A 22,245-nucleotide genomic window follows, 5' to 3' on the forward strand; every position below is an offset into this window, starting at 1 on the left:
ATGCGGGGGGTCGGATCAGAATTCCTTGAGACAGCTGATTCCTAGGCTGTGGAGGGGCTTTTCCCAGGTGGCAGGGGTTCAGTGGGGATTTCCTTTTTCCCCGAATCCCCTTGTACGGTCCCGCAGTGCACGCATTCTCGCGCCCGTCCCCGCGCCCGTCCCCGCGTCTGTCGCGACGCTCCCTGCTGGCCTTCGCGGCCGCCACGCCACCGACCGCCGCGGCGCTCGCCGCGGCACCCGCCGAGGCCGCGTCCGACGTGGTGGTCGGCGGCGCGCGGCTCGTCGCCGACGGCGTCCAGGTGAACGGGGGCGGCGCCCTGCCGGCGAAGCTCACCGCGCGGGCCTGGCTGCTCGCCGACCAGGACAGCGGCGAGGTGCTCGCCTCCTACCGTGCGCATCTGCGGGTGGCGCCCGCCTCCACGCTGAAGATGCTGTTCGCGGACACCCTGCTGGACAGGTTCGAGCGCACCGAGCGCCATCTGGTGACCGACGCGGACCTGGCCGGGATCCCGTCCGGCTCCAGCCTCGTCGGCGTCAAGGCCGGGGTCACCTACACCGTCGAGCAGTTGTGGCAGGGCGTGTTCCTGCGCTCGGGCAACGACGCCGTGCAGGTGCTCGCGCGGATGAACGGCGGGGTCGCGAAGACGGTCGCCGAGATGCAGGCGAGGGCGGTCGACCTCCAGGCGCTGGACACCCGGGTCGTCAGCCCCGACGGCTACGACCACGACGGCCAGCTGTCCTCCGCCTACGACCTCGCCCTCTTCGCCCGGCACGGTCTGCGTGACGCCGACTTCCGCGCCTACTGCGGCACCAGGGCGGCCCGGTTCCCGGCCGGGGGCGGGAAGACGTTCCGGATCGAGAACACCGACCGGCTGCTGTCGGGGACGTACGGGGTGACGCCGTACCCGGGCATGATCGGCGTGAAGAACGGCTTCACCAGCAACGCGGGCAACACCTTCACCGGCGCCGCGACCCGCGCGGGGCGCACGCTCGTCGTCACCGTGCTGCACCCGAAGAGCGGCCACAACGCCGTCTACGAGGAGACCGCCGCGCTGCTCGACTGGGGCTTCGCGCAGGGGGGTTCGGCGCGGGCGGTGGGAACGCTGGTCGAGGCGTTGAGCGAGGGCGGGGCGAAGGCGAGCGGGTCGCCCGCGGGGGAGGCGCCGCACGCCGGGGCGCAGGCCGCGTCGTCGGCCGGCGGCGGTCGGGAAGGCTGGGGTGTGCTCGGCGGGTCCGCGAGCGCGGTGGCGCTGCTGGCGGGCGGGGCCTACGCGCTGCGTCGGCGCCGTCGGGCGGCGCGCCGTTCCGGCGAGGCGCCGCCCGCGAGTTGATGGTGCGGCAGCCGTCCCACGGCGCCGGTGCGTACCTCGCGGTCCCGGCGAGGTCCACCCCCACCCGGTGCCATGGGACGGCTGCCCCTCCCCCCTCGGTGTGGCTTGCGGTCGTCCGGTGTGGACTGTCGTGCCCCAAGTGTGAAGTTCTCGTGGAGAAGAGTTGAGCATAAGTCCGCCACCGGCCGCAATGGTGCGGACGGAGAAACTCCGCTTGTGCAGGTTGAGGAGTTGACGACCTGTGGGGGACCGGAACGCCGACCGCGGGTCGCCCCCGGCGCCCGTCCTCAGCCTCGTCCCACGTACGGCATCGCCGTCGCCAGCACCGTCGCGAACTGCACGTTCGCCTCCAGCGGCAGCTCCGCCATGTGCCGCACGGTGCGCGCCACGTCGGCGACGTCCATCACCGGCTCCGGCGCGGTCTCCCCGCTCGCCTGCAACGCGCCCGTCTGCATCCGTGCCGTCATGTCGGTGGCCGCGTTGCCGATGTCGATCTGGCCGACCGCGATGCCGTACGCCCGGCCGTCCAGCGACAGGGACTTCGTCAGGCCGGTGAGGGCGTGCTTGGTCGCCGTGTAGGGCGCCGACATCGGGCGGGGCGTGTGTGCCGAGATCGAGCCGTTGTTGATGATCCGGCCGCCCCGGGGGTCCTGCTCCTTCATCTGCCGGTACGCCCCCTGCGCGCACAGGAACGCCCCGTCGAGGTTGGTGTCCACCACGTGCCGCCATGCTTCGTAGGGGAGTTCCTCGAACGGCACGCCTCCCGGCCCGAAGGTGCCGGCGTTGTTGAACAGCAGGTCCAGGCGCCCGAAGCGGTCGCGCACGGCGTCGAACAGGGCCGTCACCTCCTCCGGGCGTGAGACGTCGGTCCGCACGGTGAGACCCGTGCCCTCGGGCACCAGTGCGGCCGTCGCCTCCAGGGTCTCGGCGTGCCGCCCCGCCAGCGCTACCGACCAGCCCGCGCGCAGCAGTTCCACGGACACCGCGCGCCCGATCCCGGAACCGGCCCCGGTGACGATCGCGATCTTCGTTCGTCCGGCAGTGAGGTTCGCATCCATGGCCACGCAGCGTACGTGAGCCCCCTCCCCCTCGATCCGGCATGCGGAACGCGCGCGTCCGACATCCGACTGGTGTGTACGCGCCAACCCGACGACGCCCCCGAGCCGTCTCCGGCCACTCCAATGCGTTCTGTCACCACTTCTCAGGGGAGGACCGGAATGACACCCGCAGCCCACCAGTCCCAGCACGCCCCCGAACTCCGCTCCGGCGCACGCCACTTGGGACGCCGCCGTTTCCTCACCGGCACCGCGGCCGCCGCCACGCTCGCCTTCGCGGTGAACCTGCCCGCCGCCGGCACCGCGGCCGCCGCCGAACTCGACCCGGCCCGGCTCACCGACGACCCCTTCACCCTCGGCGTCGCGTCCGGCGACCCGCTGCCCGGCTCCGTCCTCCTCTGGACCCGCCTCGCGCCCGCCCCGTACCAGGCGGACGGCGGACTGCCCGCCGAGCGGATCACCGTGCACTGGGAACTGGCCCGCGACGAGACCTTCCGCCGGCCCGTCCGACGCGGCACCGCGCTCGCGCACCCGGAGTTCGGCCACAGCGTGCACGTCCAGGTCGACGGCCTCGAGAACGACCGCGTGTACTACTACCGCTTCAAGGCGGGCACCTGGATCAGCCGCACCGGCCGCACCCGCACCGCCCCGGCCCCCGGCGCCGGGACGGCCGCCCTCACCGTCGGCGTCGTCTCCTGCCAGCGCTACGACCAGGGCTACTTCACCGCGTACAAGCACCTCGCCGAGGACGACGTGGACCTCGTCCTGCACCTCGGCGACTACCTCTACGAGTACGCCGTCAGCGGCGTCGGCGGCGCCCGCGCCTATCCGGCCGGGACCGTGCCCGCCGTCTACGGCCACGAGATGGTGACGCTGGACGACTACCGCCTCAAGTACGCGCTGTACAAGTCCGACCCCGACCTGCTGGCCGCGCACGCCGCCCACCCGTTCGTCGTCACCTGGGACGACCACGAGACCGAGAACAACTACGCGGGCGCGGTCTCGGAGAACGACGACCCCGCCGAGGAGTTCCTCGTCCGCCGGGCCGCCGCCTACCGCGCCTACTGGGAGAACCAGCCGCTGCGCCGCCCGCAGCTCCCCGACGGCGCCGACCTCCGGCTCTACCGGCGCCTGCACTGGGGCCGGCTCGCCCAGTTCGACGTCCTCGACACCCGCCAGTACCGCTCCGACCAGGCGTACGGCGACGGCTGGCAGGTCCCCGGGCCCGAGTCGCAGGACCCGGCCCGCACCCTCACAGGCGGCGCCCAGGAGCGGTGGCTGATCGACGGCTGGCACCGCTCACGCGCCCTGTGGAACGTGGTCCCGCAGCAGGTCACCTTCGCCCGGCGACACAACTCCACCACCGCGCCCTCCCAGGTCTCCATGGACTCCTGGGACGGCTACCCGGCCTCCCGCGAGCGCGTCCTGGCCGGGGCGCAGGCCGCCGGAGTCGAGAATCTGATGGTCCTCACCGGCGACGTCCACGTGCACTACGGCTTCGACATCAAGCGGGACTTCGCCGACCCGGCGTCGAAGACGCTCGGCACGGAGATCGTCACCTCGTCGATCTCCAGCGGCGGCAACGGCTCGGCGAAGCCCGCCAACTGGGCCACCTTCATGGCCGCCAACCCGCACCTGAGGTTCTACAACGGCCTGCGCGGCTACGCGACCGTCTCGCTCGGCCGCGACCTCGCCCGCGCCGACTTCAAGACCGTCCCGTACGTCACCACGCAGGGCGCCCCCCTCACCACGGCCGCGTCCTTCGTGACGGAGGTCGGCGACCAGGGGCTCAAGCCCGCCTGAGCCGGCCGCCGTACGGAGAACGGGCCGGCCTCAGGGAGCCGGCGGCCAGGCGTCGCCCCAGTCGGCGTCCCGGGCCGCCCGGTACAGGTCGCCGTGCTTCTTCGTCACCGTCGTCCGGCTCAGCCGCTCGTCGGTCTCGCACAGGTCGAGGAGCACCTGGCCCTTGCGGATCTGCGGCCGCCGGACCACCCGGGAGGAGACCGGCGAGACGGGGAAGCGGGCGGCCGCGACATAACTGAACTTCTCGTCCTCGTAGGCCAGCGAGCCGCCCTTGACCTGCCGGTGCAGGGAGGAGCGGCTGACCCGCGCCGAGAAGTGACACCAGTCCGTGCCGGGCACGATCGGGCAGGCCCCGCTGTGCGGGCAGGGCGCGGCGACCCGGAATCCGGCGGCGATCAGCCGGTCACGGGCCTCGATCACCCGGGCGTAGCCGTCCGGGGTGCCCGGCTCGACGATCACCACGGCCTGCGCGGCCGACGCGGCGGCGTCCACCAGAACCGCCCGGTCGGGGGCGGCCAGCTCGTTGAGGACGTAGGAGACGGTGACCAGGTCCGTGGGCTCCAGGGCGAGGGCCGTACCGATGCGGGCCCGCTGCCAGCGGGCGTCGCGCAGCGCCGGGTTCGCGGCGGCGACCTCGCGGCCGAGGGCGAGCGCGGGCTCCGCCCAGTCGAGCACGGTCACCGGGCGCGTCCCGTCCCAGGTGGAACTCACCGCCCAGGTCGCGGCCCCCGTACCGCCGCCGACGTCCACATGACTGCCCGGCGACCACCGCGGCACGGCGTCCGCGAAGGCCTCCAGCGCCGACCGCACCGCCTCGAAGGTCGCCGGCATCCGGTACGCGGCGTACGCGACCACGTCCGCCCGGTCGCGCAGGATGGGGGCGTCGGTGGGCGTGGCGCCCCGGTAGCTGGCGATCAGCCGCTCGACGGCCTGCCCGGCCTGCTTGGGCGGCAGCCCGTCCAGCAGGTCCGTCAGGGCGCCGCGGAGGGTCTCGGACACGGATACGGAGACGTTCACCCCCGGATTTTCTCAGGTCCGGGCCACTGCCCTCACCGCACCGCCCTCACCGACCGCCCTCAACGACCGCCCTCGCGGCGGGGACTCACCGCACCGCCATCGCCAACCGCGTCCCCACCAGGGCCCGCGGCCCGCTGTCCGGCGCCCGTCTCCTCGGATGCACCGTGTTCGCCAGCAGCACCACGAACGTGTCCGTCGCCGGATCCAGCACCAGCGAGGTCCCCGTGAACCCCGTGTGCCCCGCCGCGCCCTCGCCCGCCAGCTCGCCCATGAACCACGGCTGGTCCACCGCGAAGCCCAGCCCCGGCGGGGTCAGCAGGAGTTCCACGAAGTCGGGGCCGAGGATGCGGGCGGGACCGTACGAACCGCCCGCCAGCAGGGTGCGGCAGAACACCGCGAGGTCGTGGGCCGTGGAGAACAGGCCCGCGTGACCGGCCACCCCGCCCAGCGCCCAGGCGTTCTCGTCGTGCACCACGCCCCGCAGCATCCCGCGGTCCACCTTCGCCCACGGCCGCCGCTGGTCCTCGGTCGCCGCCGCGCCGGGGCACGGGCCGAAGTCGGTCGAGGTCATGCCCAGCGGACGGGTGATCCCCTCCCGCACGAGGACGTCGAGGGCGCGGCCGGTCGACCGCTCCAGGAGCTGCTGGAGCAGCAGCATGTTCAGGTCCGAGTACCCGTACGTGCCCGGTGCGTGGACCGGCGTCTCCGCGCGTAGCAGCGCCCAGCGTCGGGCGTCGTCCGCGCACTCGTACAGGGGCAGCTCGGGGCGCAGCCCGGAGGTGTGGGTGAGGAGCTGGCGGACGGTGATGCCGTGGGCGGCCGCCGCGTCGAAGTCGGGCAGATAGGCGCCCACCCGCGCGTCGATGCCGAGGGTGCCGCGCTCGATCTGCTGCACCGCCGCCACCGAGGTGAACAGCTTGGTGAGCGACGCCAGGTCGAATGGCGTGTCGACGGTCATCGGGATCCGCGCCCCGGCCGGCAGCTCCACCCCCGCGTCGGTCGCCGGGTCGTACGCCGAGTACCGCACCGCCCAGCCCACCGCCTCGCGCACGGCGATCACCGGGCCGCGCCCGGCCACCACGACGGCGCCCGCCGCCCAGGGCCGGTCGCCGGTGGTGAGGTCCACGACGTCACGGACGAGGAGCCGCGTCTCCTCCGGGTCGAGCCCCGCCCGTTCCGGTGTGTCGACGCGCAGTCTGGGTGCGCTCAGTTCCCTGCTCCCTCCGCGCCCGCCTTGCTCCAGGGACGGCACATTCCCACGAAGCAGGCCGCCGCCACCAGTGCGGCGGCCAACTGGACGACGGCCATCGGGACGGCCGTGTGCTCGCCGGCGATCCCGACGAGCGGCGAGGCGATCGCGCCGATGAGGAAGGAGGTCGTACCGAGGAGCGCCGAGGCGGAACCGGCCGAGTGCCGGACCCGCGTCAGGGCGAGCGTCTGCGCGTTGGGCAGCGTGACGCCCATCGCGGACATCAGGACGAACAGCGCGGCGGCCACCGGCGCCAGCCCCACCTCGCCGAACACCCCCGACGTCATGAGCAGCAGCGCGGCCGCGGCCAGCACGACCACCGCCAGACCGACGGCCAGCACCCGGTCCAGTCGGACGCGGCCCACCAGCACCCTGCCGTTGACCTGGCCGATCAGCACCAGCCCGACCGAGTTCGCGCCGAACAGCAGGCCGAACGTCTGCGGGGAGGCGCCGTAGATCTCCTGGACCACGAACGGCGAGGCGCTGATGTACGCGAACAGCGCGGCGAAGGCGAAGCCGCCCGTCAGCATGTAACCGGTGAAGGGCAGGTCGCCGAGCAGCCGGCGCATCGCGCGCAGGGCCTCGCCGACCCCGCCCGCGTGGCGGTCGGCGGCGGGCAGCGTCTCCGGCAGCCGGGTCCACACCACCACGGCCAGCAGCAGCCCGACCCCGGTGAGGAGCACGAACACGCCCCGCCAGTCCGTCGCCCGCAGGATCTGCGCGCCGATCAGCGGCGCCACGACCGGGGCCACCCCGGAGATCAGCATCAGGGTGGAGAAGAACCGGGCCATCGCCACGCCGTCGTACAGATCGCGGACCACCGCCCGGGCGATCACGATCCCGGCCGCGCCCGCGAGCCCCTGCACCAGCCGGCAGGCGACGAGCAGCTCGACGGTCGGCGCGAGGGCGCACAGGGCGGTCGCCACGACGTACACGAGGAGCCCGGCCAGCAGCGGGCGCCGACGCCCCCACCGGTCGCTCATCGGACCGACCACCAGCTGGCCCAGCGCCATACCGGCCAGGCACGCGGTCAGCGTGAGCTGCACGGTGGCGGCCGGCGCGTGCAGGGAGCGGGTCACCTCCGGCAGCGCCGGGAGGTACATGTCCATCGAGAGCGGGGGAGTGGCGGTCAGACCGCCCAGGACGAGGGTGACGAGCAGCCCCGTCCGGCGCCGGGCGGCAAGCGCCGGCCCCGCCCCCTCACCTGTGTGCGTGTCCCGGTCCGCCACGGCCTTCGGCGCCGCGTCAGGTATGGCCCCACCCTCCGGCATCCGGCCGCCCCTCCCTCTCCGACATCTGTGCCACCTATGCTCTCAGCTCGAACACACTGCTGGGACGGCACGAGGGCGGGGCAGGGTATGACGACGGACACGGTGCGGTGGGGCATTCTGGCGACCGGCGGGATCGCCGCCGCGTTCACGGCGGACCTGATCGACCTGCCGGACGCGGAGGTCGTCGCGGTCGCCTCGCGCACCGAGGTCTCCGCGAAGGCGTTCGCCGACCGCTTCGGCATACCCCGGGCCTACGGCGACTGGGCCGCGCTCGCCGCCGACGAGGACATCGATGTCGTCTACGTCGCCACCCCGCACGCCGCCCACCGCACCGCCGCCGGGCTCTGCCTGGAGGCCGGGCGCAACGTGCTGTGCGAGAAGGCGTTCACGCTGAACCTGCGCGAGGCCGAGGAACTGGTCGCGCTGGCCCGGCGGCAGGACCGCTTCCTGATGGAAGCCATGTGGATGTACTGCAACCCGGTCATCCGCCGTCTCAAGGCGCTCGTCGACGACGGCGCGATCGGCGAAGTCCGTACCGTGCAGGCCGACTTCGGCCTCGAAGGCCCCTTCCCGCCCTCGCATCGGCTGCGCGACCCGGCCCAGGGCGGCGGCGCCCTCCTCGACCTCGGCGTCTACCCGGTGTCGTTCGCCCACCTCCTACTCGGCGAGCCCTCGGGCATCGCCGCCCAGGCCGTCCTGTCGGCCGAGGGCGTCGACCTCCAGACGGCTCTGGCCCTGTCCTGGGACTCCGGCGCGCTCGCCGCCCTGCACTGCTCCCTCGCCGGCGGCACGGGCACCACCGCCTCCGTCACCGGCTCACGCGGCCGCATCGACATCCCGGCCGGCTTCTTCCACCCCGACCGCCTCGTCCTGCACCGCGACGGGCGGGACCCCGAGGAGTTCGCCGCCGACCCGGCCGACGGACCCCGTACGACGTTCCGGCACGAGGCCCGTGAGGTCATGCGCGCGCTGCGGGCCGGCGAGACCGAGTCCCCGCTGGTCCCGCTCGACGGCAGCCTCGCCGTCATGCGGACCCTCGACACGGTCCGCGAGCGGATCGGGGTGCGCTACCCCGGCGAGGACGCGTAACAGCTCACGAGACGTCCCGTCTCATCCGCTTGGTACCGTCGGTGCATGGTCACCCAGTCCGGAAAGCCGGCCCCCGACACCACCCGCCGCAGCGAGCGGTCCCGGCGCGCCATCTACGACGCCGCGCTCGCCCTCGTCGCGGAGACCGGCTACGCGAAGACCACCATCGAGGGCATCGCCGCCCGCGCGGGCGTCGGCAAGCAGACCATCTACCGGTGGTGGGGGTCGAAGGCCGACGTCCTGCTGGAGGCCTTCCTCGACCTCAGCGAACAGGCGGCCCGGGAGGCGGGGACCTCGGACGAGGAGCCGTACGTCATCCCCGACACCGGCGACCTGGCCGCCGACATCAAGGCCGTCCTGCGGGCCACCGTCGACCAGCTCACGGACCCCAGGTTCGAGGCGCCCTCCCGGGCCCTGGCCGCCGAGGGCGTGGTCGACGAGCAGGTCGGCCGCGAGTTCACGGCCAAGCTGATGGAACCGTCCATCCAGCTGTACGTCGACCGGCTGCGCGTCGCGCAGGAGGCAGGCCAGGTCCGCGCCGACCTCGACCCGCGCATCGCCCTGGAGTTCTTCATCTCGCCGCTCGCCCAGCGCTGGCTCCAGCACACGGGTCCGATCTCCTACGAGTACACGGACACCCTCGTCGACTACGCCCTGCACGGCCTCGCCCCGCGCTGACCGTGCACCACATGAGCCACTCTGGCACCCCCCGTCCCACCTGCCCCGATTCACGGCTACGGCCCCCCGATGCGCAGGATGGTGGGACCATGAGGCATGCTGTCCGCACCACAGCGAGGCGAGGGGACAGATGAGCGCGGAGTTCGGCGGCCGGACCGGTCTGTGGGGCAGGATCTCGGAGTGGCTGCGGGTGAGCGGCCCGACACAGGCCCCCGACGACGGCGACCGTGAGGCCCTGCTGCTGGCCGCCGCCGGAGCGGGCCTCCCGCTCGCGCCCGCCGCGCACCCGGCCCCCGGCTACGGCTGTTCCTGCGACCGGGTCGGCTGCCCGACGCCCGCCCGCCACCCGGTGTCCTTCGCCTGGCAGACGGAGTCCACCACCGACCCCGCGCAGATCGAGCACTGGGCCCGCAACCAGCCCCACGCCAACTTCATCACCGCCACCGGCATGACGCACGACGTCCTCGACGTGCCGCTGGAGGCGGGCCGGCAGGCTCTGGAGCGGCTGCTCGAAGCCGGCATCGAGGTGGGCCCGGTCGCCGAGAGCGACGAGGGCCGCATGCTGTTCTTCACCCTCACCCGCGGCACCCCCGAGGACGAGGACGAGTGGTGGCCGTGCGAGCTGGACTGCCACCCCGAGACCATGGACGAGCACCCCGGTCTGCGCTGGCACTGCCGTGGCTCCTACGTCCTGGTACCGCCCGCCCGGCTCCCCGGCGACGACGGCCGTTCCGTGCACTGGCTGCGCGGACCCGAGCACGCGCTCCCCGACCCGCTGAACCTCCTCGAAACCCTCACGGACGTCTGCGCCCGCCACGCCGGCCAAAACACCGACCAGCCGAACACCGCCTGGCCCTCCCGCCACTGACGCCCAGGGGCCGCCCTCCAGGGGCGCGGGGAACTGCGCGACCAGCCCCCACCGGCGGTCAGCCAGGGTTCTGCCTCCCAGCGCCGCGGGCACCCGCAAGACGGTCCCCCACAACCCGCCGCCCAGGGGCCCGCCCTCCAGGGGCGCGGGGAACTGCGCGACCAGCCCCCACCGGCGGTCAGCCAACCGCACAAGAACGGCACGTCAAGAAACCGCAGAACCCGCGGAGCGCTACGCGCCCTTCGCCCCCGTCAGCCCCTCGAGACGGCTCAGCATCGACACCTTGCCGCCCCCCGCCCCCTTCGCCGGGGCCAGAGCGACCTCGTTGGCGACGAACTCCATCGTCAGGGACTGCTTGATCTCACCCGTCGTCAGCGCGGCCACGTTCCTGTTCGGGGTGGGCACGGCGGCGCCGGCCGCGGCGGTCTGCTTCATGTAGTGGTGCGTGGTGAAGAAGACCAGCGCCCCACCGTCCGCGGTGCGCAGCGCCAGCGGCGCGTAGTCGCCGCCGGTCAGCGGCTCGTCGATGTACTGCGTCGCCAGACCCGGCTTGGTGGCGTTCTTCGCCCGGGTCGCGCGCAGCGCGTCGGTGTACGCGCCGTTCGCGAAGGCGCCCTTGCCGCTCTTCAGGTACGCCGTGTAGTCCTTGCTCAGATCCTCGGGCGCGACGGCGAGTTCGGCGGAGTCGGCCGGCACGGCCTCGACATGGCCGTCCTTGCCCGACTTCTGGAACGCCGGTACCGAGCCCGGCGCCACCAGCGTCAGATACGTCGCCTGCCAGGGCTCGGACCGCTCGCCGCGGCTGAAGACCATCAACCAGCGTGAGTCGCCGCCCTTGTTGCCCTTCGCGTCGGCGACGAACCAGCGCGGCCAGCCCGCCTTCTCGACGATCGTGTACTTCACGTCCGACAACACCAGTGGGGTGTGCTGCGGGTTGCCGTCCGGGTTGTTGACGCGGCCCGCCTTCAGCCGCGCCTCGTCGATGATCCCGAGGGCACCGGTGGTGTAGTCGGCGTCCAGGGAACTGTCGTAGGCGGCGTCGGCCTTGTTGTACGCGGCGGTGAACCGCTCGACCGCCTTCACGGCCTCCGACTTCGTGGCCGCGGGAAGCATCTCGAGTTCCCCGTGGACCACCACACAGCCGCTCGCCGTGAGCGAGACGGCGGTCAGCGACGCCGCTACGAGTGCGTACCGGTCACGTGCGCGGAGCCTTCGACTGCGCGGAGTCCCGGTCGTCAGGCTGCGTTCCCTGCTCATCAGGCGACTTCACCTTCCCCTTCCCGGAGGCGAACCCTACCGGGGCGAGGAACAGCGCGAGCGTCGGGACCAGGTACAGCAGCCACACCGTGACCTGGAGGACCGTCGGATCGGGCTGGAAGTTGAACACGCCCTTGAGCAGCGTGCCGTACCAACTGTCCGGCGGCAGCGTGCCGCTGATGTCGAAGGCCAGGCTGTTCAGGCCCGGGACCAGGTCGGCCTCCTGGAGGTCGTGGACGCCGTACGCCAGCACGCCCGCGGCCACCACGACGAGCATGCCGCCCGTCCAGGTGAAGAACTTCGCGAGGTTGATCCTGAGCGCGCCGCGGTAGAACAGCCAGCCCAGCGCGACGGCCGTCGCCAGGCCCAGGGCGACGCCGATCAGCGGCCGCGGGGTGCCGTCGCCGGCCGCGTGCACCGACGCCCACACGAACAGGGCCGTCTCCAGGCCCTCCCGGCCGACCGCGAGGAAGGCGGTGGCGACCAGGGCGCCGGTGCCCATCGCGAGGGCGGCGTCCAGCTTGCCGTGCAGCTCCGACTTCAGATGCCGGGCGGTGCGCCGCATCCAGAACACCATCCACGTCACCAGGCAGACGGCGACGATCGACAGCGAGCCGCCGAGCGCCTCCTGCGCCTGGAACGTCAGTTCCTGGGAGCCGAATTCGAGGACGCAGCCGAAACCCATCGCGATGAGCACCGCGATGGCGATACCGGCCCACACCGGCTTCAGCGCGTCCCTGCGGCCCGTCTTCACCAGGTAGGCGATGAGGATGCAGACGACGAGGCTGGCCTCCAGGCCCTCGCGCAGTCCGATGAGGTAGTTGGAGAACACGGGCTACGCCTCCTTGGAGAACAGCGTCCGGCCCCACCAGTCGTCCTTGTCGCGGACGCCCGGCGGGACGGCGAAGACGGCCGAACCCACGTGCTGGATGTACTCGTTGAGCGCGTCGGACGCGAGGTTGCGCTGCACGCGGACGAACCCCTCGCGCACATCGCGCTGGTAGGCGAGGAAGAACAGGCCGGCCTCCAGCCGCCCCAGGCCGTCGGTGCCGTCGGTGAAGGAGTAGCCGCGGCGCAGGATCGTCGCCCCGTGGTTGGAGTCCGGGTGCGCGAGCCGTACGTGCGCGTCGGGCTTCATCGCCTTCAGGAACGGCTCGTCGCGCTCCTTCGCCTTGCCGACCGGAGCGCCCTCGCCCTTGTCGCGGCCGAAGATGTCCTCCTGCTCCTGGAGCGAGGTGCGGTCCCAGGTCTCGATGTGCATCCGGATCCGGCGGGCGACGAGATAGGAACCGCCCACCATCCAGGACGACTTCTCGTCGACGTCCTTCTCGCCGACCCACACGAACTTCTTCAGCCGGTCGGTCTCGGTGCCCGCGATGTTGCGGGTGCCGTCCTTGAAGCCCATCAGGTTGCGCGGGGTCTGCGCGTCGGGCGTCGTGGACGAGGTCTTGCCGAAGCCGAGCTGCGACCAGCGGATGACGACCTTGCCCATGCCGATCCGGGCCAGGTTGCGGATGGCGTGCACGGCGACCTGGGGATCGTCCGCGCAGGCCTGGATGCACAGGTCGCCGTTGCTGCGGGCCGCGTCGAGCGCGTCCCCGGCGAACGTGGGCAGCTCGATCAGCGCGTCGGGCCGCCGGCCGGAGAGGTCGAACCTGGTGAACAGCGACGGTCCGAAGCCGACCGTCAGGGTCAGCCGGGACGGCTTGAGCCCCAGGGCCTCGCCGGTGTCGTCCGGCGGCGCCTCGGCGAGACCGCCGTACGCGCCCTCGCCGACCGCCTTTCCGGCCGTCATGCGGCGGGCCGCCTCGGTCCAGTCCTTCAGGAGCTGGACGAACTCGGCGCGGTCCGTGGTCGTCACGTCGAACGCGGCGAAGTGCAGCCGGTCCTGCACGGGGGTGGCGATGCCCGCCTGGTTCGTGCCGTGGAAGCCGACCGCGGCGCCCGTCTCGGCGGCCGTCGGGTCGACGTCTTCGCCGGTGCGGGTCATCGCGACCGCCCCGCCGGCCGCCGCGGCGCCGAGCGCGAGCCCGGCACCGCCCCAGCCGATCAGTGAGCGCCGGGTCGGCGCGCTGCCCTGGGTCTCCGTCATGTCCTGGCCTCTCGGTTACTTCGCGACGGCGGCGGCGAGCTTGGACAGCGGCTCGGCGAGCGCGTTGACCGCGTCGGACAGTTCCTTGCGCTGGGCGGCGCCGACCTTCTCGTAGGAGGTGAACACGTACGACGTCGTGTTCGGGCGGTACTTCTCCAGCAGCGCGTTCAGCGCGGCGAACTGCTTGTCCAGCTCGGTGACCAGGGCGGCGTCGTTCTCCTCGGCGACCGGCTTGAGCAGCTCGTAGGACTTCTGGGCGCCCTCGACGTTGGCCTTGAAGTCGACGAGGTCGGTGTGCGAGTAGCGCTCCTCCTCGCCGGTGACCTTGCCGGTGGCGACCTCGTCGAGGAGTTCCTTGGCGCCGTTGGCCATGGAGGTCGGGGTGATCTCGGCCTTGCCGACCCGCTTCTGCCAGTCCGTCAGGTCGGTGGTGAGCTGGTCGGCGAGGGTCTTCTCGGCGGCGGTGATCTTCTTGTCCTGCCAGAGGGCCTTCTCCAGCCGGTGCCAGCCGGTCCAGGTCTGGCCGGCCTCCAGGCCGTCCGCGCGCACGTCGACCTTGGGGTCGATGTCGCCGAAGGACTCCGCCACCGGCTCGGTGCGCTCCCAGCCGATGCGGGAGGGCGCGTAGGCGGCCTTGGCGGCCTCGACGTCGCCGGCCTTGACGGCCGCCACGAAGGTCGCGACGAGCGGCAGCGTGGCGTCGGCCTGCTCCTGCGCGTACTCGCGGTAGGCGGCGACCGCCTTGTCCAGGCGCGGGTCGCGCTTGGCGACCGAGCCGCCGGTGACCTTGAGGTCCTGGCGGATGCCGGTGCCCTTCATGCCGGGCTTGCAGGCGATCTGGTAGTCGCCGGCCTTCACCTCGGCGGTGACCCGCTGCTTGGTGCCGGGGCCGATGTTCTCCCGCTCGCTGACGATCCGGTCGTCCGGGAAGAGGATGTAGACCTCGGTGACCTTGGAGCCCTTGTTCTCGATGGCGAGCTCGACGTGTCCGGCGGAGATCTCCTTCTTGGAGGTCACGCACTTGGCGTCGGTGGCGGTCACGCTGATGACGCGGTCGCCGTCTTTCGCGTCGCTCTTCGAGGTGCAGCCGGTGACGGCGGTCAGTGCGGTCACGGCGGTGATGGCGGTGACGACGGACAGTCTGGCGGCTCGCATTCGGGCTCCCAGCGATGGCTGAATAAGGGCGTGACCCGGCTCACAGGGTTGGTGAGCCTCGCCTAACTTATCCAAGGCTTACCTGCGTAATACCCGCCCGTGCAGTGATTCACCTCTCATAGACGCCGTATGAGCACGAGGCGATCACGGTGACTCAAACCGGACCCCATGAAATGGTCAAAGGAGATTCAAAGATTCCGCTTCGGGGTCACCGGCACCGCTCCCGTCCGGGGGTGTGCGAGCACCTCGACCGGCTGGTCGTAGACCTCCGAGAGCCCGACCGCCGGGCTGCTGCCTTTGCCCGCCATGGCCAGGTCGCCCGCGGTGCTTCAATTCCCCGGTGACTGATTACGACGTGCTCCGCGTCTTCTGCGCGCCGAACGCTGGCTACGGCAATGAACTGGGCGTGGTCCGCGAGGGTTCGGTGCTGCCGGACCGCGAGGACCGGCAGGACCTCGCGGCGAAACTCGGCTTCGGCGAGACGGTGTTCGTCGACGACCCCGAGCGCGGGTTCATCGACGTCTACACACCCACCCGGCGCCTGTCCTTCGCGGACCACTCGTGCGTGGGCGTGGCCTGGCTGCTCGACGTGCCCGAACTCGTCACGCCTGCCGGTGCCGTGGGCACCCGCCTGGACGGGGAGTTCACCTGGATCGAGGCACGCGCGGAGTGGGCCCCGCCCTGCGTGTTCCACCGGTACGCCACCGCCGCCGAGGTCGACGACCTGCCCGTGCCGCCGGCCGGCGACTCGATCTACGCCTGGGCCTGGGAGGACGAGCCGGCCGGCCGGATCCGCGCCCGCGCCTTCCCCGGCCGCGGCGACGGCATCGACGAGATCGAGGCGACGGGCGCGCCGGCCCTGCTGCTCACCGAGCGGCTCGGCCGTGCCCTGAACATCACCCAGGGCGCGGGCTCCCAGATCCTGACGGCCCCACAGCCGTACGGATGGGTGGAGATCGGCGGCCGGGTGTTCCTGGAGCGCTGAACCATAGGGCCGGTCGTGGGAGTCCGCGAACTTCTGCGCGGCCGTACGGGTGGTGTGGCGTGTGCGGGAGGAGATGAACGGGGACCTCTGGGCGTGAACACTGAGCCCCCGTGAAAGGAACGCCATGCGTATCCGTTCAGTCCTCGCCGCCACCGTCCTCGGCATCGCCCTCGCCGCCACCGGTGCGACGACCGCCACCGCCGACGAGGGTCCCCGTCAGCAGCACGAGGAGCCTCGCGAGCACCACCACTTCGGCGAGGACGAGGGTGTGTGCAGCCCGTACATCGGTGCGATCGACACGGTCTCGGCCGACATCTTCTGGGCCGGCAAGCACTGCCACCGCTTCTGATCCGGTTCCGGGCCCCCTCGCCGTGAGCGAGGGGGCCCGTTCCGTGTCCGTCCGTCCGCACGACGTCCGCCGCCCGCGCGTCCGGCTCACGCCGAGAGCGGGAACTCCTCGCCCAGGCCCCGGAACACGTCGGTGTTCAGCGCGAAGGCGCGCTTGCACTCGCTCACGATCCGCTGCTTCTCCAGGTCGTCCGCGCGCACCCCGTCCAGCAGTTCGCGGTAACCCCGCTTGAACGCCGCCGGGTTGCCGATCTCCTCGAAGACGTAGAAGCGGACGCCGTCGCCCTTGCGCTCGAAGCCCCAGGTCCGCTCCGCCCTGTCGCGGATGATCTGCCCGCCGGAGAGATCGCCCAGGTACCGGGTGTAGTGGTGGGCGATGTATCCCGCCGGCCAGCGCTCGGCGCACTCCCGCACCCGCGCCGCGTACGCCGCGGTCGCCGGCAGGGCCGTGACCTCCGACCGCCACCCGGCGCCCCGCAGATGCGCGAGGTCGCGTTCCAGTGCCGGCAGCCGGAACAGCTCGGGCTGGACGAAGGGCCCGGCCACCGGGTCGGAGACCAGCCGCTCGGCGCCGGTCTCCAGCGCCTCGTAGACGAACCAGAGCTGTTCGGTGTAGCGCGCGTACGCCTCGACGCCGAGCCGGCCGCCGAGGAGGTCACTCATGAACGTCGAGGTCTCGGCTTCCATGTGCTGCTCGTGGGACGCCGTGCGGATGAGTGTCGAGAACGAGTCCATGCCCACATCCTCTAAGGTAAGGCTTACCTAAGTCAATGGGTTTGCCGACGGGGTGTCGGTAAAAGCGTACAAGAAAAGGCCCGCCCCGGCAGGGACGGGCCTTCGGTGCCGTCAGGGCAGGGTGAGGATCTCCGCCCCGGTGTCGGTCACCACCAGCGTGTGCTCGAACTGGGCCGTCCGCCTGCGGTCCTTGGTCAACACCGTCCAGCCGTCGTCCCACATGTCGTACTCGTGCGTGCCGAGCGTCAGCATCGGCTCGATCGTGAACGTCATCCCCGGCTGGATGACGGTCGTCGCGTGCGGGCTGTCGTAGTGCGGGATGATCAGCCCCGAGTGGAACGACGAGTTGATCCCGTGCCCCGTGAAGTCCCGCACCACGCCGTACCCGAACCGCTTGGCGTACGACTCGATGACCCGGCCGATGATGTTGATCTGGCGACCGGGGCGGACCGCCTTGATCGCCCGCTCCAGGGACTCCCGGGTCCGCTCCACCAGCAGTCGCGACTCCTCGTCGACGTCCCCGACCAGGTACGTGGCGTTGTTGTCGCCGTGCACCCCGCCGATGTACGCCGTCACGTCGAGGTTGACGATGTCGCCGTCGCGCAGGACCGTCGAGTCCGGGATGCCGTGGCAGATGACCTCGTTGACGCTCGTGCACAGCGACTTGGGGAAGCCCCGGTAGCCCAGCGTCGACGGATAGGCGCCGTGGTCGCACATGTACTCGTGCGCCACCCGGTCCAGTTCGTCGGTGGTGACCCCCGGCGAGATCAGCTTCGCGGCCTCCGCCATCGCCTGCGCGGCGATCCGGCCGGCCCGGCGCATCGCCTCGATCGTCTCGGGCGTCTGCACCTCCGGCCCGGTGTAGGGCGTCGGCGCGGGCTTGCCGACGTACTCGGGGCGGCGGATGTTTCCGGGCACCGAACGGATGGGGGACAGTTCCCCGGGGACGAGCAGCGACTGGCCAGACATGCCGGTGAGTCTAACGAGCGGCCATGGGGGAACATGTCGATGGCGAGAGGAGCCGTCCATGCCCCTGTTCAAGAAGCGGACCGCCGGCAAACCGGGCGAGTGGTACTACTGCCTGGAGCACAAGAAGGTGGAGGAGGGGCCGGAGTGTCCGGCCAAGGACCGTTTCGGCCCGTACCCCACCCGTGCGGAAGCCGATCACGCGATGCAGACCGCCCGCGAGCGCAACGTCCAATGGGAGAACGACCCCAAGTGGCACGACGCCACGGCGGCCGGCACCCCCGACGACGACTGATCGACCGCCGACCCGGTCACCCGTCCGGTCACATGGTCGATCACCCGGCCGGTGACGCGGTCGATCACCCGACCGGGCACGCGGTCGACCCCGGGCCGCTCACACGTCCACGACCGGTGCGGCTGCCGACCGCTCGGCGCGCAGCCGCGCCGCGTGTTCGTTCGTGCGCACGTCGTACGTCATCAGTCCCGGCAGACACAGCGCCAGCAGCCCCACCGCGCCCACGCACAGCACCCCGCCCGACCAGACGGACGTCCGCACCCCCAGCCAGGCCGCCGTTCCGCCGCTGCGCACCTGGCCGACCGTCGGTCCCACGGAGTAGGACAGCAACTCGATCCCGGCGAGCCGTCCGCGCAGCTCGTCCGGGATCGTCTGGTTCCACATGGCGCCGCGGAAGATGCCGCTGACCATGTCGAACGCGCCGGCGAGGACGAGGCAGAGCAGCACCAGCCAGACGTTCCCGGCGAGCCCCGCGGCGGCGATCGCCCCGCCCCACAGCGCGGCCGACAGCACCACCATCCGTCCGTGCCGGTGCACCCGTGAGGTCCAGCCGCTGGTCAGGCTCACCAGCAGCGCCCCCGCGGGCACCGAGGCGTACATCAGCCCCAGCGACCACTCGGCGTCGAGTTCGTCGGCGAGGAACGGCAGTACGGCGAGCGGCATGGCGAGGAACATCGCCGCGAGGTCGACGGCGTACGTGCCGAGGAGCTCCTTGCGGCCCCAGGCGTACCGGGCACCCTCGGCGATGGCCCTGAGGGAGGGCTTCGCCGCCTCGTGCGCGGCGGGGGAGGCGGCGATGCGGACGACGAGGGCGACCGACGCGACGAAGGTGAGGAGGTCGGCGGCGTAGGCCCAGCCGAGGCCCGCGTACGCCACGACGACACCGGCGAGGGCCGGTCCCGCGACCCCGCCCACGGTCCACCGCAGCGAGTTGAGGGCGGTCGCCGCCGTCAGATGCTCATGGGCGACGATCCGCGGCCACAGCGAGTCCAGCGCGGGCCGCTGGACGGAGACGAGCGCGGAGGAGAGCGCGGCGACGAGGTACAGCGGCCAGAGCGCCGGCCCCGGCAGCAGCGCGTTGACCAGCAGCACCGCGCTGAGCAGTCCCTGCCCGGCCTCCGTCCGGACGATGAGCTTGCGCTTGTCCCAGGCGTCGGCGAGGGCTCCGCCGTACAGGCCGAACACCACCAGCGGCACCAGCTCCACGGCGCCGATCGCCCCCACCGCCGCCGCCGACCCGGTCAGCTCCTTCACCTGCACCGGCAGCGCCACGAAGGTGAGGAAGCTCCCGAAGTTCGACACCGTGCCCGAGATCCAGAGCCGCCGGAAGTCCCGCGAGGCCCGCCACGGGGCGAGGTCGGGAAGCAGGGCCCGCAGACCGGAGGGAGGGGGAGGTGTGGCGGCGGGGACAGCGTTGTCGGTCACGAGGGGCCATGCTCGGACGGGAGCGGAGCGGGGGCAACCGCTTTTCGGCGGGGCCGGTGGGCGGGCGGGTCCGAGCCGGTCACCAAGGGGGAGGGGGCGGTGCCGTCAGCCGTTCGGCCAGGTGGGAGAGCCGGTCGGCGAAACGGCGGCGCCCTCTCGCCGGGGGCAGCGTCTCGCCGGCGGCGGCGCTCACCAGGTGCTGCACGGTGTCCAGGTCCAGCTCGGAGCCGTCCGGCACGGCCAGCGTCTCGTGGGCCAGGGTCGTCAGCTCCCCCTCGCCCGGACCCAGGGTGAGGATCATGACGCCGGCCCGCCGGGCGTCCGAGACCCGCTCCAGGAGCGGCGCGTCCCCCGACGGCGACGCCACCAGCAGTGTCTCGCCCCGCCGGGCCGCCTCGATCCGGCCCAGGCCGACCGCGAGATGCGCCGGGTCACCAGGTCGCGCTGCATGCCGTACGAGGGTCGGCGCCAGCTCCGGCGTACCCGACCACGCGGCCTCGTCCACCAGATGCGCCGCGAGATGCCAGGGCTCGTACGCCGCCGTGCCCACCAGCAGCAGCCCGCCCCCGTGCGACACGACCGACCCGCGCAGCACCCCGGCGAACCTCCGGGTGGCCCCCAGCCACTCGGTCCCGGCGAGTACCTCACGCAGCAGTGCCACCCGTACGGCGTCCATGCGGCCGCATCGTGCCGTAAGCCGCCGCCGCCCGTCCGGGGTTCTCCCCTCGTTCACCCGACATGACGAAGGGCCGCCGCGCACGCCCACGTAAAGTCGGCCCATGACCTCTACCGACAGTGCACAGAACGCCTCCACGGCCGCCCCGGCGAAGGCCCCCGCCAAGGACCCGTGGGACCTTCCCGACGTTTCCGGACTGGTCGTCGGCGTGCTCGGTGGGACCGGCCCGCAGGGCAAGGGTCTCGCCTACCGGCTCGCCAAGGCCGGCCAGAAGGTGATCATCGGTTCGCGGGCCGCCGAGCGTGCGCAGGCCGCCGCCGACGAGCTCGGACACGGGGTCGAGGGTGCCGACAACGCCGAGACCGCGCGCCGCAGCGACATCGTGATCGTCGCCGTACCGTGGGACGGCCACGGCAAGACCCTGGAGTCCCTGCGCGAGGAGCTGGCCGGCAAGCTGGTCGTCGACTGCGTCAACCCGCTCGGCTTCGACAAGAAGGGCGCCTACGCGCTGAAGCCGGAGGAGGGCAGTGCCGCCGAGCAGGCCGCCGCCCTGCTGCCGGACTCGCGGGTCGCCGCCGCCTTCCACCACCTCTCGGCGGTCCTCCTCCAGGACCCGGAGATCGACGAGATCGACACCGACGTGATGGTGCTGGGCGAGGAGCGGGCCGACGTCGAGCTCGTGCAGGCGCTGGCCGGCCGCATCCCCGGCATGCGCGGTGTCTTCGCCGGGCGGCTGCGCAACGCCCACCAGGTGGAGTCCCTCGTCGCCAACCTGATCAGCGTCAACCGCCGCTACAAGGCCCACGCCGGGCTGCGCGTCACGGACGTATGAGCGCATGGGGGACACTGGTCGGAGCAAGCCCAGCAGTGTCCCCCCGACAGGAGAACCGGACCCATGCCCCGCCTCGCGCTCTACACCCTCGCCGTCTGCGTACTCGCCGTGGCCGCGGCGGTCGTCTCCTTCGCCCAGGGCAGCTTCCTGGGCGTCGTGTGGGTGCTGCTCGCGGGTCTGTCCTCCAACATGACCTGGTACTACGTGAAGCGCGAGAAGGTGCGCAGGGCCGCGGGGGCCGACGTCAGCGGCTGACCGAGCAGAACTCGTTCGTGCCCTCCCAGAAGCGGTACAGCGACTGGCCGCAGTAGGTCTCGAGGTCGCCGATCCCGAGACCGCGCAGCACCGCGTCGATCATGTCGAAGAAGACGTCGTTGACCGCCGGCACCCACAGCAGTGCGAACACGAACAGCAGTCCGAACGGCGCGAACGGCTCCACCTGCCGCTTGACGTCGTACGACAGCCAGGGCTCGACGATCCCGTAGCCGTCAAGGCCGGGCACCGGAAGGAAGTTCAGGATCGCCGCCGTGACCTGGAGCAGGGCGAGGAAGGCGAGCGCGAACCGGAAGTCGGCCGGTACGCCGTCCAGCGCGTCCAGCCAGAACGGCGCCGTGCACACCACCGCGAACAGCACGTTGGTCAGCGGCCCGGCCGCCGAGATCAGACTGTGCCGCCACCGCCCCCGGATCCGCGCGCGCTCGATGAACACCGCGCCGCCCGGCAGACCGATCCCGCCCATGATCACGAACACCACCGGCAGTACCACGCTGAGCAGGGCGTGCGTGTACTTCAGCGGGTTGAGCGTGAGATACCCCTTCGCGCCGACGGAGATGTCACCGCTGTGCAGGGCGGTACGCGCGTGCGCGTACTCGTGCAGGCACAGGGACACGATCCAGGCGGCCGTCACGAACAGGAACACCGCCACGCCAGGCTGCTCGGCGAACCCCGTCCAGGTCGCCCAGCCGGTGACCGCCGTCACGGCGAGGATCCCGAGGAAGACGGGACTGACCCTCCGCTCGGCGCTGCGGGTGGTGGCGGTGGTCATGGGGCCCCCTGAGCTCGTACGCGTGTGTGGAACGGCCCGACCGTACCCGCCCCGGGCATACCGGGAGAACGTC

The 22,245-nt window shown here is 72.2% G+C and carries 23 protein-coding genes and 1 pseudogene; 10 read left to right on the forward strand and 14 right to left on the reverse strand.

The features are described 5' to 3' along the window. Positions 1–125 precede the first annotated feature (125 nt). Positions 126–1,331 (forward strand): D-alanyl-D-alanine carboxypeptidase family protein, encoded by a 1,206-nt coding sequence (locus tag OG440_RS26595; RefSeq protein WP_406009296.1) that lies wholly within the window; start codon positions 126–128, stop codon positions 1,329–1,331. 287 nt (positions 1,332–1,618) lie between these two features. Here OG440_RS26595 and OG440_RS26600 read toward each other — a convergent pair whose 3' ends face one another. Next, positions 1,619–2,389 carry an SDR family oxidoreductase gene (locus tag OG440_RS26600; RefSeq protein ID WP_406009297.1) on the reverse strand — a complete coding sequence of 257 codons (771 nt, stop codon included), beginning with the start codon at positions 2,387–2,389 and terminating at the stop codon, positions 1,619–1,621. Positions 2,390–2,548: 159 nt separating this feature from the next. Here OG440_RS26600 and OG440_RS26605 point away from each other — a divergent pair, with 159 nt between their 5' ends. Beyond that, on the forward strand, positions 2,549–4,189 hold the full coding sequence (locus tag OG440_RS26605; RefSeq protein ID WP_406009298.1) for an alkaline phosphatase D family protein: 1,641 nt from the start codon (positions 2,549–2,551) through the stop codon (positions 4,187–4,189). 30 nt (positions 4,190–4,219) lie between these two features. Here the strand turns inward: OG440_RS26605 and OG440_RS26610 are convergent, their stop codons facing one another. The 3 genes from OG440_RS26610 to OG440_RS26620 form a co-directional block, all read right to left on the reverse strand. Further along, positions 4,220–5,206: a small ribosomal subunit Rsm22 family protein gene (locus tag OG440_RS26610; protein ID WP_406009299.1), complete on the reverse strand. Its 987-nt coding sequence runs from the start codon at positions 5,204–5,206 to the stop codon at positions 4,220–4,222. Positions 5,207–5,291: 85 nt separating this feature from the next. Then, complete coding sequence (locus OG440_RS26615; protein ID WP_406009300.1) at positions 5,292–6,458, reverse strand: serine hydrolase domain-containing protein; 1,167 nt, start codon at positions 6,456–6,458, stop codon at positions 5,292–5,294. Continuing rightward, positions 6,413–7,726: a multidrug effflux MFS transporter gene (locus tag OG440_RS26620; RefSeq protein ID WP_406009301.1), complete on the reverse strand. Its 1,314-nt coding sequence runs from the start codon at positions 7,724–7,726 to the stop codon at positions 6,413–6,415. Before OG440_RS26620 ends, OG440_RS26615 begins: the two co-directional genes overlap by 46 nt. An 87-nt stretch (positions 7,727–7,813) precedes the next feature. Here OG440_RS26620 and OG440_RS26625 point away from each other — a divergent pair, with 87 nt between their 5' ends. The 3 genes from OG440_RS26625 (at position 7,814) to OG440_RS26635 (ending at position 10,361) form a co-directional block, all read left to right on the forward strand. After that, positions 7,814–8,815 carry a Gfo/Idh/MocA family protein gene (locus OG440_RS26625; protein WP_406009302.1) on the forward strand — a complete coding sequence of 334 codons (1,002 nt, stop codon included), beginning with the start codon at positions 7,814–7,816 and terminating at the stop codon, positions 8,813–8,815. Positions 8,816–8,860: 45 nt separating this feature from the next. Continuing rightward, a complete protein-coding gene (locus OG440_RS26630) occupies positions 8,861–9,493 on the forward strand; it encodes a TetR/AcrR family transcriptional regulator (RefSeq protein ID WP_406009303.1) in 633 nt (210 codons plus the stop codon). A 130-nt stretch (positions 9,494–9,623) separates the two neighbouring features. Continuing rightward, a complete protein-coding gene (locus OG440_RS26635; protein WP_406009304.1) occupies positions 9,624–10,361 on the forward strand; it encodes a bifunctional DNA primase/polymerase in 738 nt (245 codons plus the stop codon). 231 nt (positions 10,362–10,592) lie between these two features. Here the strand turns inward: OG440_RS26635 and OG440_RS26640 are convergent, their stop codons facing one another. The 5 genes and pseudogenes from OG440_RS26640 to OG440_RS26660 all read right to left on the reverse strand — a co-directional run. Further along, complete coding sequence (locus OG440_RS26640; RefSeq protein ID WP_406009305.1) at positions 10,593–11,618, reverse strand: hypothetical protein; 1,026 nt, start codon at positions 11,616–11,618, stop codon at positions 10,593–10,595. Beyond that, positions 11,557–12,450 carry an iron uptake transporter permease EfeU gene (gene efeU / locus OG440_RS26645; protein ID WP_406009306.1) on the reverse strand — a complete coding sequence of 298 codons (894 nt, stop codon included), beginning with the start codon at positions 12,448–12,450 and terminating at the stop codon, positions 11,557–11,559. Before efeU ends, OG440_RS26640 begins: the two co-directional genes overlap by 62 nt. 3 nt (positions 12,451–12,453) lie before the next feature. Further along, positions 12,454–13,710 carry an iron uptake transporter deferrochelatase/peroxidase subunit gene (efeB, locus tag OG440_RS26650; RefSeq protein ID WP_406009307.1) on the reverse strand — a complete coding sequence of 419 codons (1,257 nt, stop codon included), beginning with the start codon at positions 13,708–13,710 and terminating at the stop codon, positions 12,454–12,456. Positions 13,711–13,725: 15 nt separating this feature from the next. Further along, positions 13,726–14,865, reverse strand: coding sequence for an iron uptake system protein EfeO (efeO, locus tag OG440_RS26655; protein WP_406009308.1), 1,140 nt, complete (start codon positions 14,863–14,865; stop codon positions 13,726–13,728). A 188-nt stretch (positions 14,866–15,053) separates the two neighbouring features. Next, positions 15,054–15,140, reverse strand: a pseudogene (locus OG440_RS26660) (hemin ABC transporter ATP-binding protein); the annotation flags it as partial. 65 nt (positions 15,141–15,205) lie between these two features. Between OG440_RS26660 and OG440_RS26665 the strand changes: the two are divergent. Together OG440_RS26665 and OG440_RS26670 are read left to right on the forward strand one after the other, a co-directional pair. Then, the gene (locus OG440_RS26665) at positions 15,206–15,850 is read left to right on the forward strand and encodes a PhzF family phenazine biosynthesis protein (protein ID WP_406009309.1); all 645 of its coding nucleotides are present in this window, start codon (positions 15,206–15,208) and stop codon (positions 15,848–15,850) included. Between the two features lie 124 nt (positions 15,851–15,974). Continuing rightward, positions 15,975–16,199, forward strand: coding sequence for a hypothetical protein (locus OG440_RS26670; RefSeq protein WP_406009310.1), 225 nt, complete (start codon positions 15,975–15,977; stop codon positions 16,197–16,199). Positions 16,200–16,285: 86 nt separating this feature from the next. On the opposite strand, the gene OG440_RS26675 is transcribed toward OG440_RS26670, so the two are convergent. Then, positions 16,286–16,933: a heme oxygenase (biliverdin-producing) gene (locus OG440_RS26675; RefSeq protein ID WP_406009311.1), complete on the reverse strand. Its 648-nt coding sequence runs from the start codon at positions 16,931–16,933 to the stop codon at positions 16,286–16,288. Between the two features lie 111 nt (positions 16,934–17,044). Continuing rightward, positions 17,045–17,902 carry a type I methionyl aminopeptidase gene (gene map / locus OG440_RS26680; RefSeq protein WP_406009312.1) on the reverse strand — a complete coding sequence of 286 codons (858 nt, stop codon included), beginning with the start codon at positions 17,900–17,902 and terminating at the stop codon, positions 17,045–17,047. A 58-nt stretch (positions 17,903–17,960) separates the two neighbouring features. On the opposite strand from map, the gene OG440_RS26685 reads away from it, so the two are divergent. After that, positions 17,961–18,194, forward strand: coding sequence for a hypothetical protein (locus tag OG440_RS26685; protein WP_406009313.1), 234 nt, complete (start codon positions 17,961–17,963; stop codon positions 18,192–18,194). A gap of 99 nt (positions 18,195–18,293) precedes the next feature. Here the strand turns inward: OG440_RS26685 and OG440_RS26690 are convergent, their stop codons facing one another. Further along, positions 18,294–19,619, reverse strand: a complete 1,326-nt coding sequence (locus tag OG440_RS26690) for an MFS transporter (protein ID WP_406009314.1) — start codon at positions 19,617–19,619, stop codon at positions 18,294–18,296. Positions 19,620–19,698: 79 nt separating this feature from the next. After that, positions 19,699–20,295 carry a hypothetical protein gene (locus OG440_RS26695; protein WP_406009315.1) on the reverse strand — a complete coding sequence of 199 codons (597 nt, stop codon included), beginning with the start codon at positions 20,293–20,295 and terminating at the stop codon, positions 19,699–19,701. Between the two features lie 103 nt (positions 20,296–20,398). On the opposite strand from OG440_RS26695, the gene npdG reads away from it, so the two are divergent. After that, positions 20,399–21,127 carry an NADPH-dependent F420 reductase gene (gene npdG, locus OG440_RS26700; protein ID WP_406009316.1) on the forward strand — a complete coding sequence of 243 codons (729 nt, stop codon included), beginning with the start codon at positions 20,399–20,401 and terminating at the stop codon, positions 21,125–21,127. 63 nt (positions 21,128–21,190) lie between these two features. Further along, the gene (locus OG440_RS26705) at positions 21,191–21,382 is read left to right on the forward strand and encodes a hypothetical protein (RefSeq protein WP_406009317.1); all 192 of its coding nucleotides are present in this window, start codon (positions 21,191–21,193) and stop codon (positions 21,380–21,382) included. Here the strand turns inward: OG440_RS26705 and OG440_RS26710 are convergent. Then, positions 21,372–22,172 (reverse strand): site-2 protease family protein, encoded by an 801-nt coding sequence (locus tag OG440_RS26710; RefSeq protein ID WP_406009318.1) that lies wholly within the window; start codon positions 22,170–22,172, stop codon positions 21,372–21,374. The genes OG440_RS26705 and OG440_RS26710 overlap by 11 nt on opposite strands. Positions 22,173–22,245: the final 73 nt, after the last annotated feature.

This window comes from Streptomyces sp. NBC_00637 (genome assembly GCF_045161545.1).
Lineage (GTDB): Bacteria > Actinomycetota > Actinomycetes > Streptomycetales > Streptomycetaceae > Streptomyces.

What these genes read in the sequence shown, in the direction of transcription:
- OG440_RS26705 (WP_406009317.1), top strand. Translation starts at nt 21,191, where the DNA reads ATGCCCCGCCTCGCGCTCTACACCCTCGCCGTCTGCGTACTCGCCGTG.
- OG440_RS26635 (WP_406009304.1), top strand. Translation starts at nt 9,624, where the DNA reads ATGAGCGCGGAGTTCGGCGGCCGGACCGGTCTGTGGGGCAGGATCTCG.
- efeO (WP_406009308.1), bottom strand. Translation starts at nt 14,865, where the DNA reads ATGCGAGCCGCCAGACTGTCCGTCGTCACCGCCATCACCGCCGTGACC.
- OG440_RS26620 (WP_406009301.1), bottom strand. Translation starts at nt 7,726, where the DNA reads ATGCCGGAGGGTGGGGCCATACCTGACGCGGCGCCGAAGGCCGTGGCG.
- OG440_RS26670 (WP_406009310.1), top strand. Translation starts at nt 15,975, where the DNA reads ATGCGTATCCGTTCAGTCCTCGCCGCCACCGTCCTCGGCATCGCCCTC.
- map (WP_406009312.1), bottom strand. Translation starts at nt 17,902, where the DNA reads ATGTCTGGCCAGTCGCTGCTCGTCCCCGGGGAACTGTCCCCCATCCGT.
- OG440_RS26630 (WP_406009303.1), top strand. Translation starts at nt 8,861, where the DNA reads ATGGTCACCCAGTCCGGAAAGCCGGCCCCCGACACCACCCGCCGCAGC.
- OG440_RS26600 (WP_406009297.1), bottom strand. Translation starts at nt 2,389, where the DNA reads ATGGATGCGAACCTCACTGCCGGACGAACGAAGATCGCGATCGTCACC.
- OG440_RS26695 (WP_406009315.1), bottom strand. Translation starts at nt 20,295, where the DNA reads ATGGACGCCGTACGGGTGGCACTGCTGCGTGAGGTACTCGCCGGGACC.
- OG440_RS26710 (WP_406009318.1), bottom strand. Translation starts at nt 22,172, where the DNA reads ATGACCACCGCCACCACCCGCAGCGCCGAGCGGAGGGTCAGTCCCGTC.
- OG440_RS26625 (WP_406009302.1), top strand. Translation starts at nt 7,814, where the DNA reads ATGACGACGGACACGGTGCGGTGGGGCATTCTGGCGACCGGCGGGATC.
- efeB (WP_406009307.1), bottom strand. Translation starts at nt 13,710, where the DNA reads ATGACGGAGACCCAGGGCAGCGCGCCGACCCGGCGCTCACTGATCGGC.
- OG440_RS26675 (WP_406009311.1), bottom strand. Translation starts at nt 16,933, where the DNA reads ATGGACTCGTTCTCGACACTCATCCGCACGGCGTCCCACGAGCAGCAC.
- OG440_RS26685 (WP_406009313.1), top strand. Translation starts at nt 17,961, where the DNA reads ATGCCCCTGTTCAAGAAGCGGACCGCCGGCAAACCGGGCGAGTGGTAC.
- OG440_RS26605 (WP_406009298.1), top strand. Translation starts at nt 2,549, where the DNA reads ATGACACCCGCAGCCCACCAGTCCCAGCACGCCCCCGAACTCCGCTCC.
- OG440_RS26640 (WP_406009305.1), bottom strand. Translation starts at nt 11,618, where the DNA reads ATGAGCAGGGAACGCAGCCTGACGACCGGGACTCCGCGCAGTCGAAGG.
- npdG (WP_406009316.1), top strand. Translation starts at nt 20,399, where the DNA reads ATGACCTCTACCGACAGTGCACAGAACGCCTCCACGGCCGCCCCGGCG.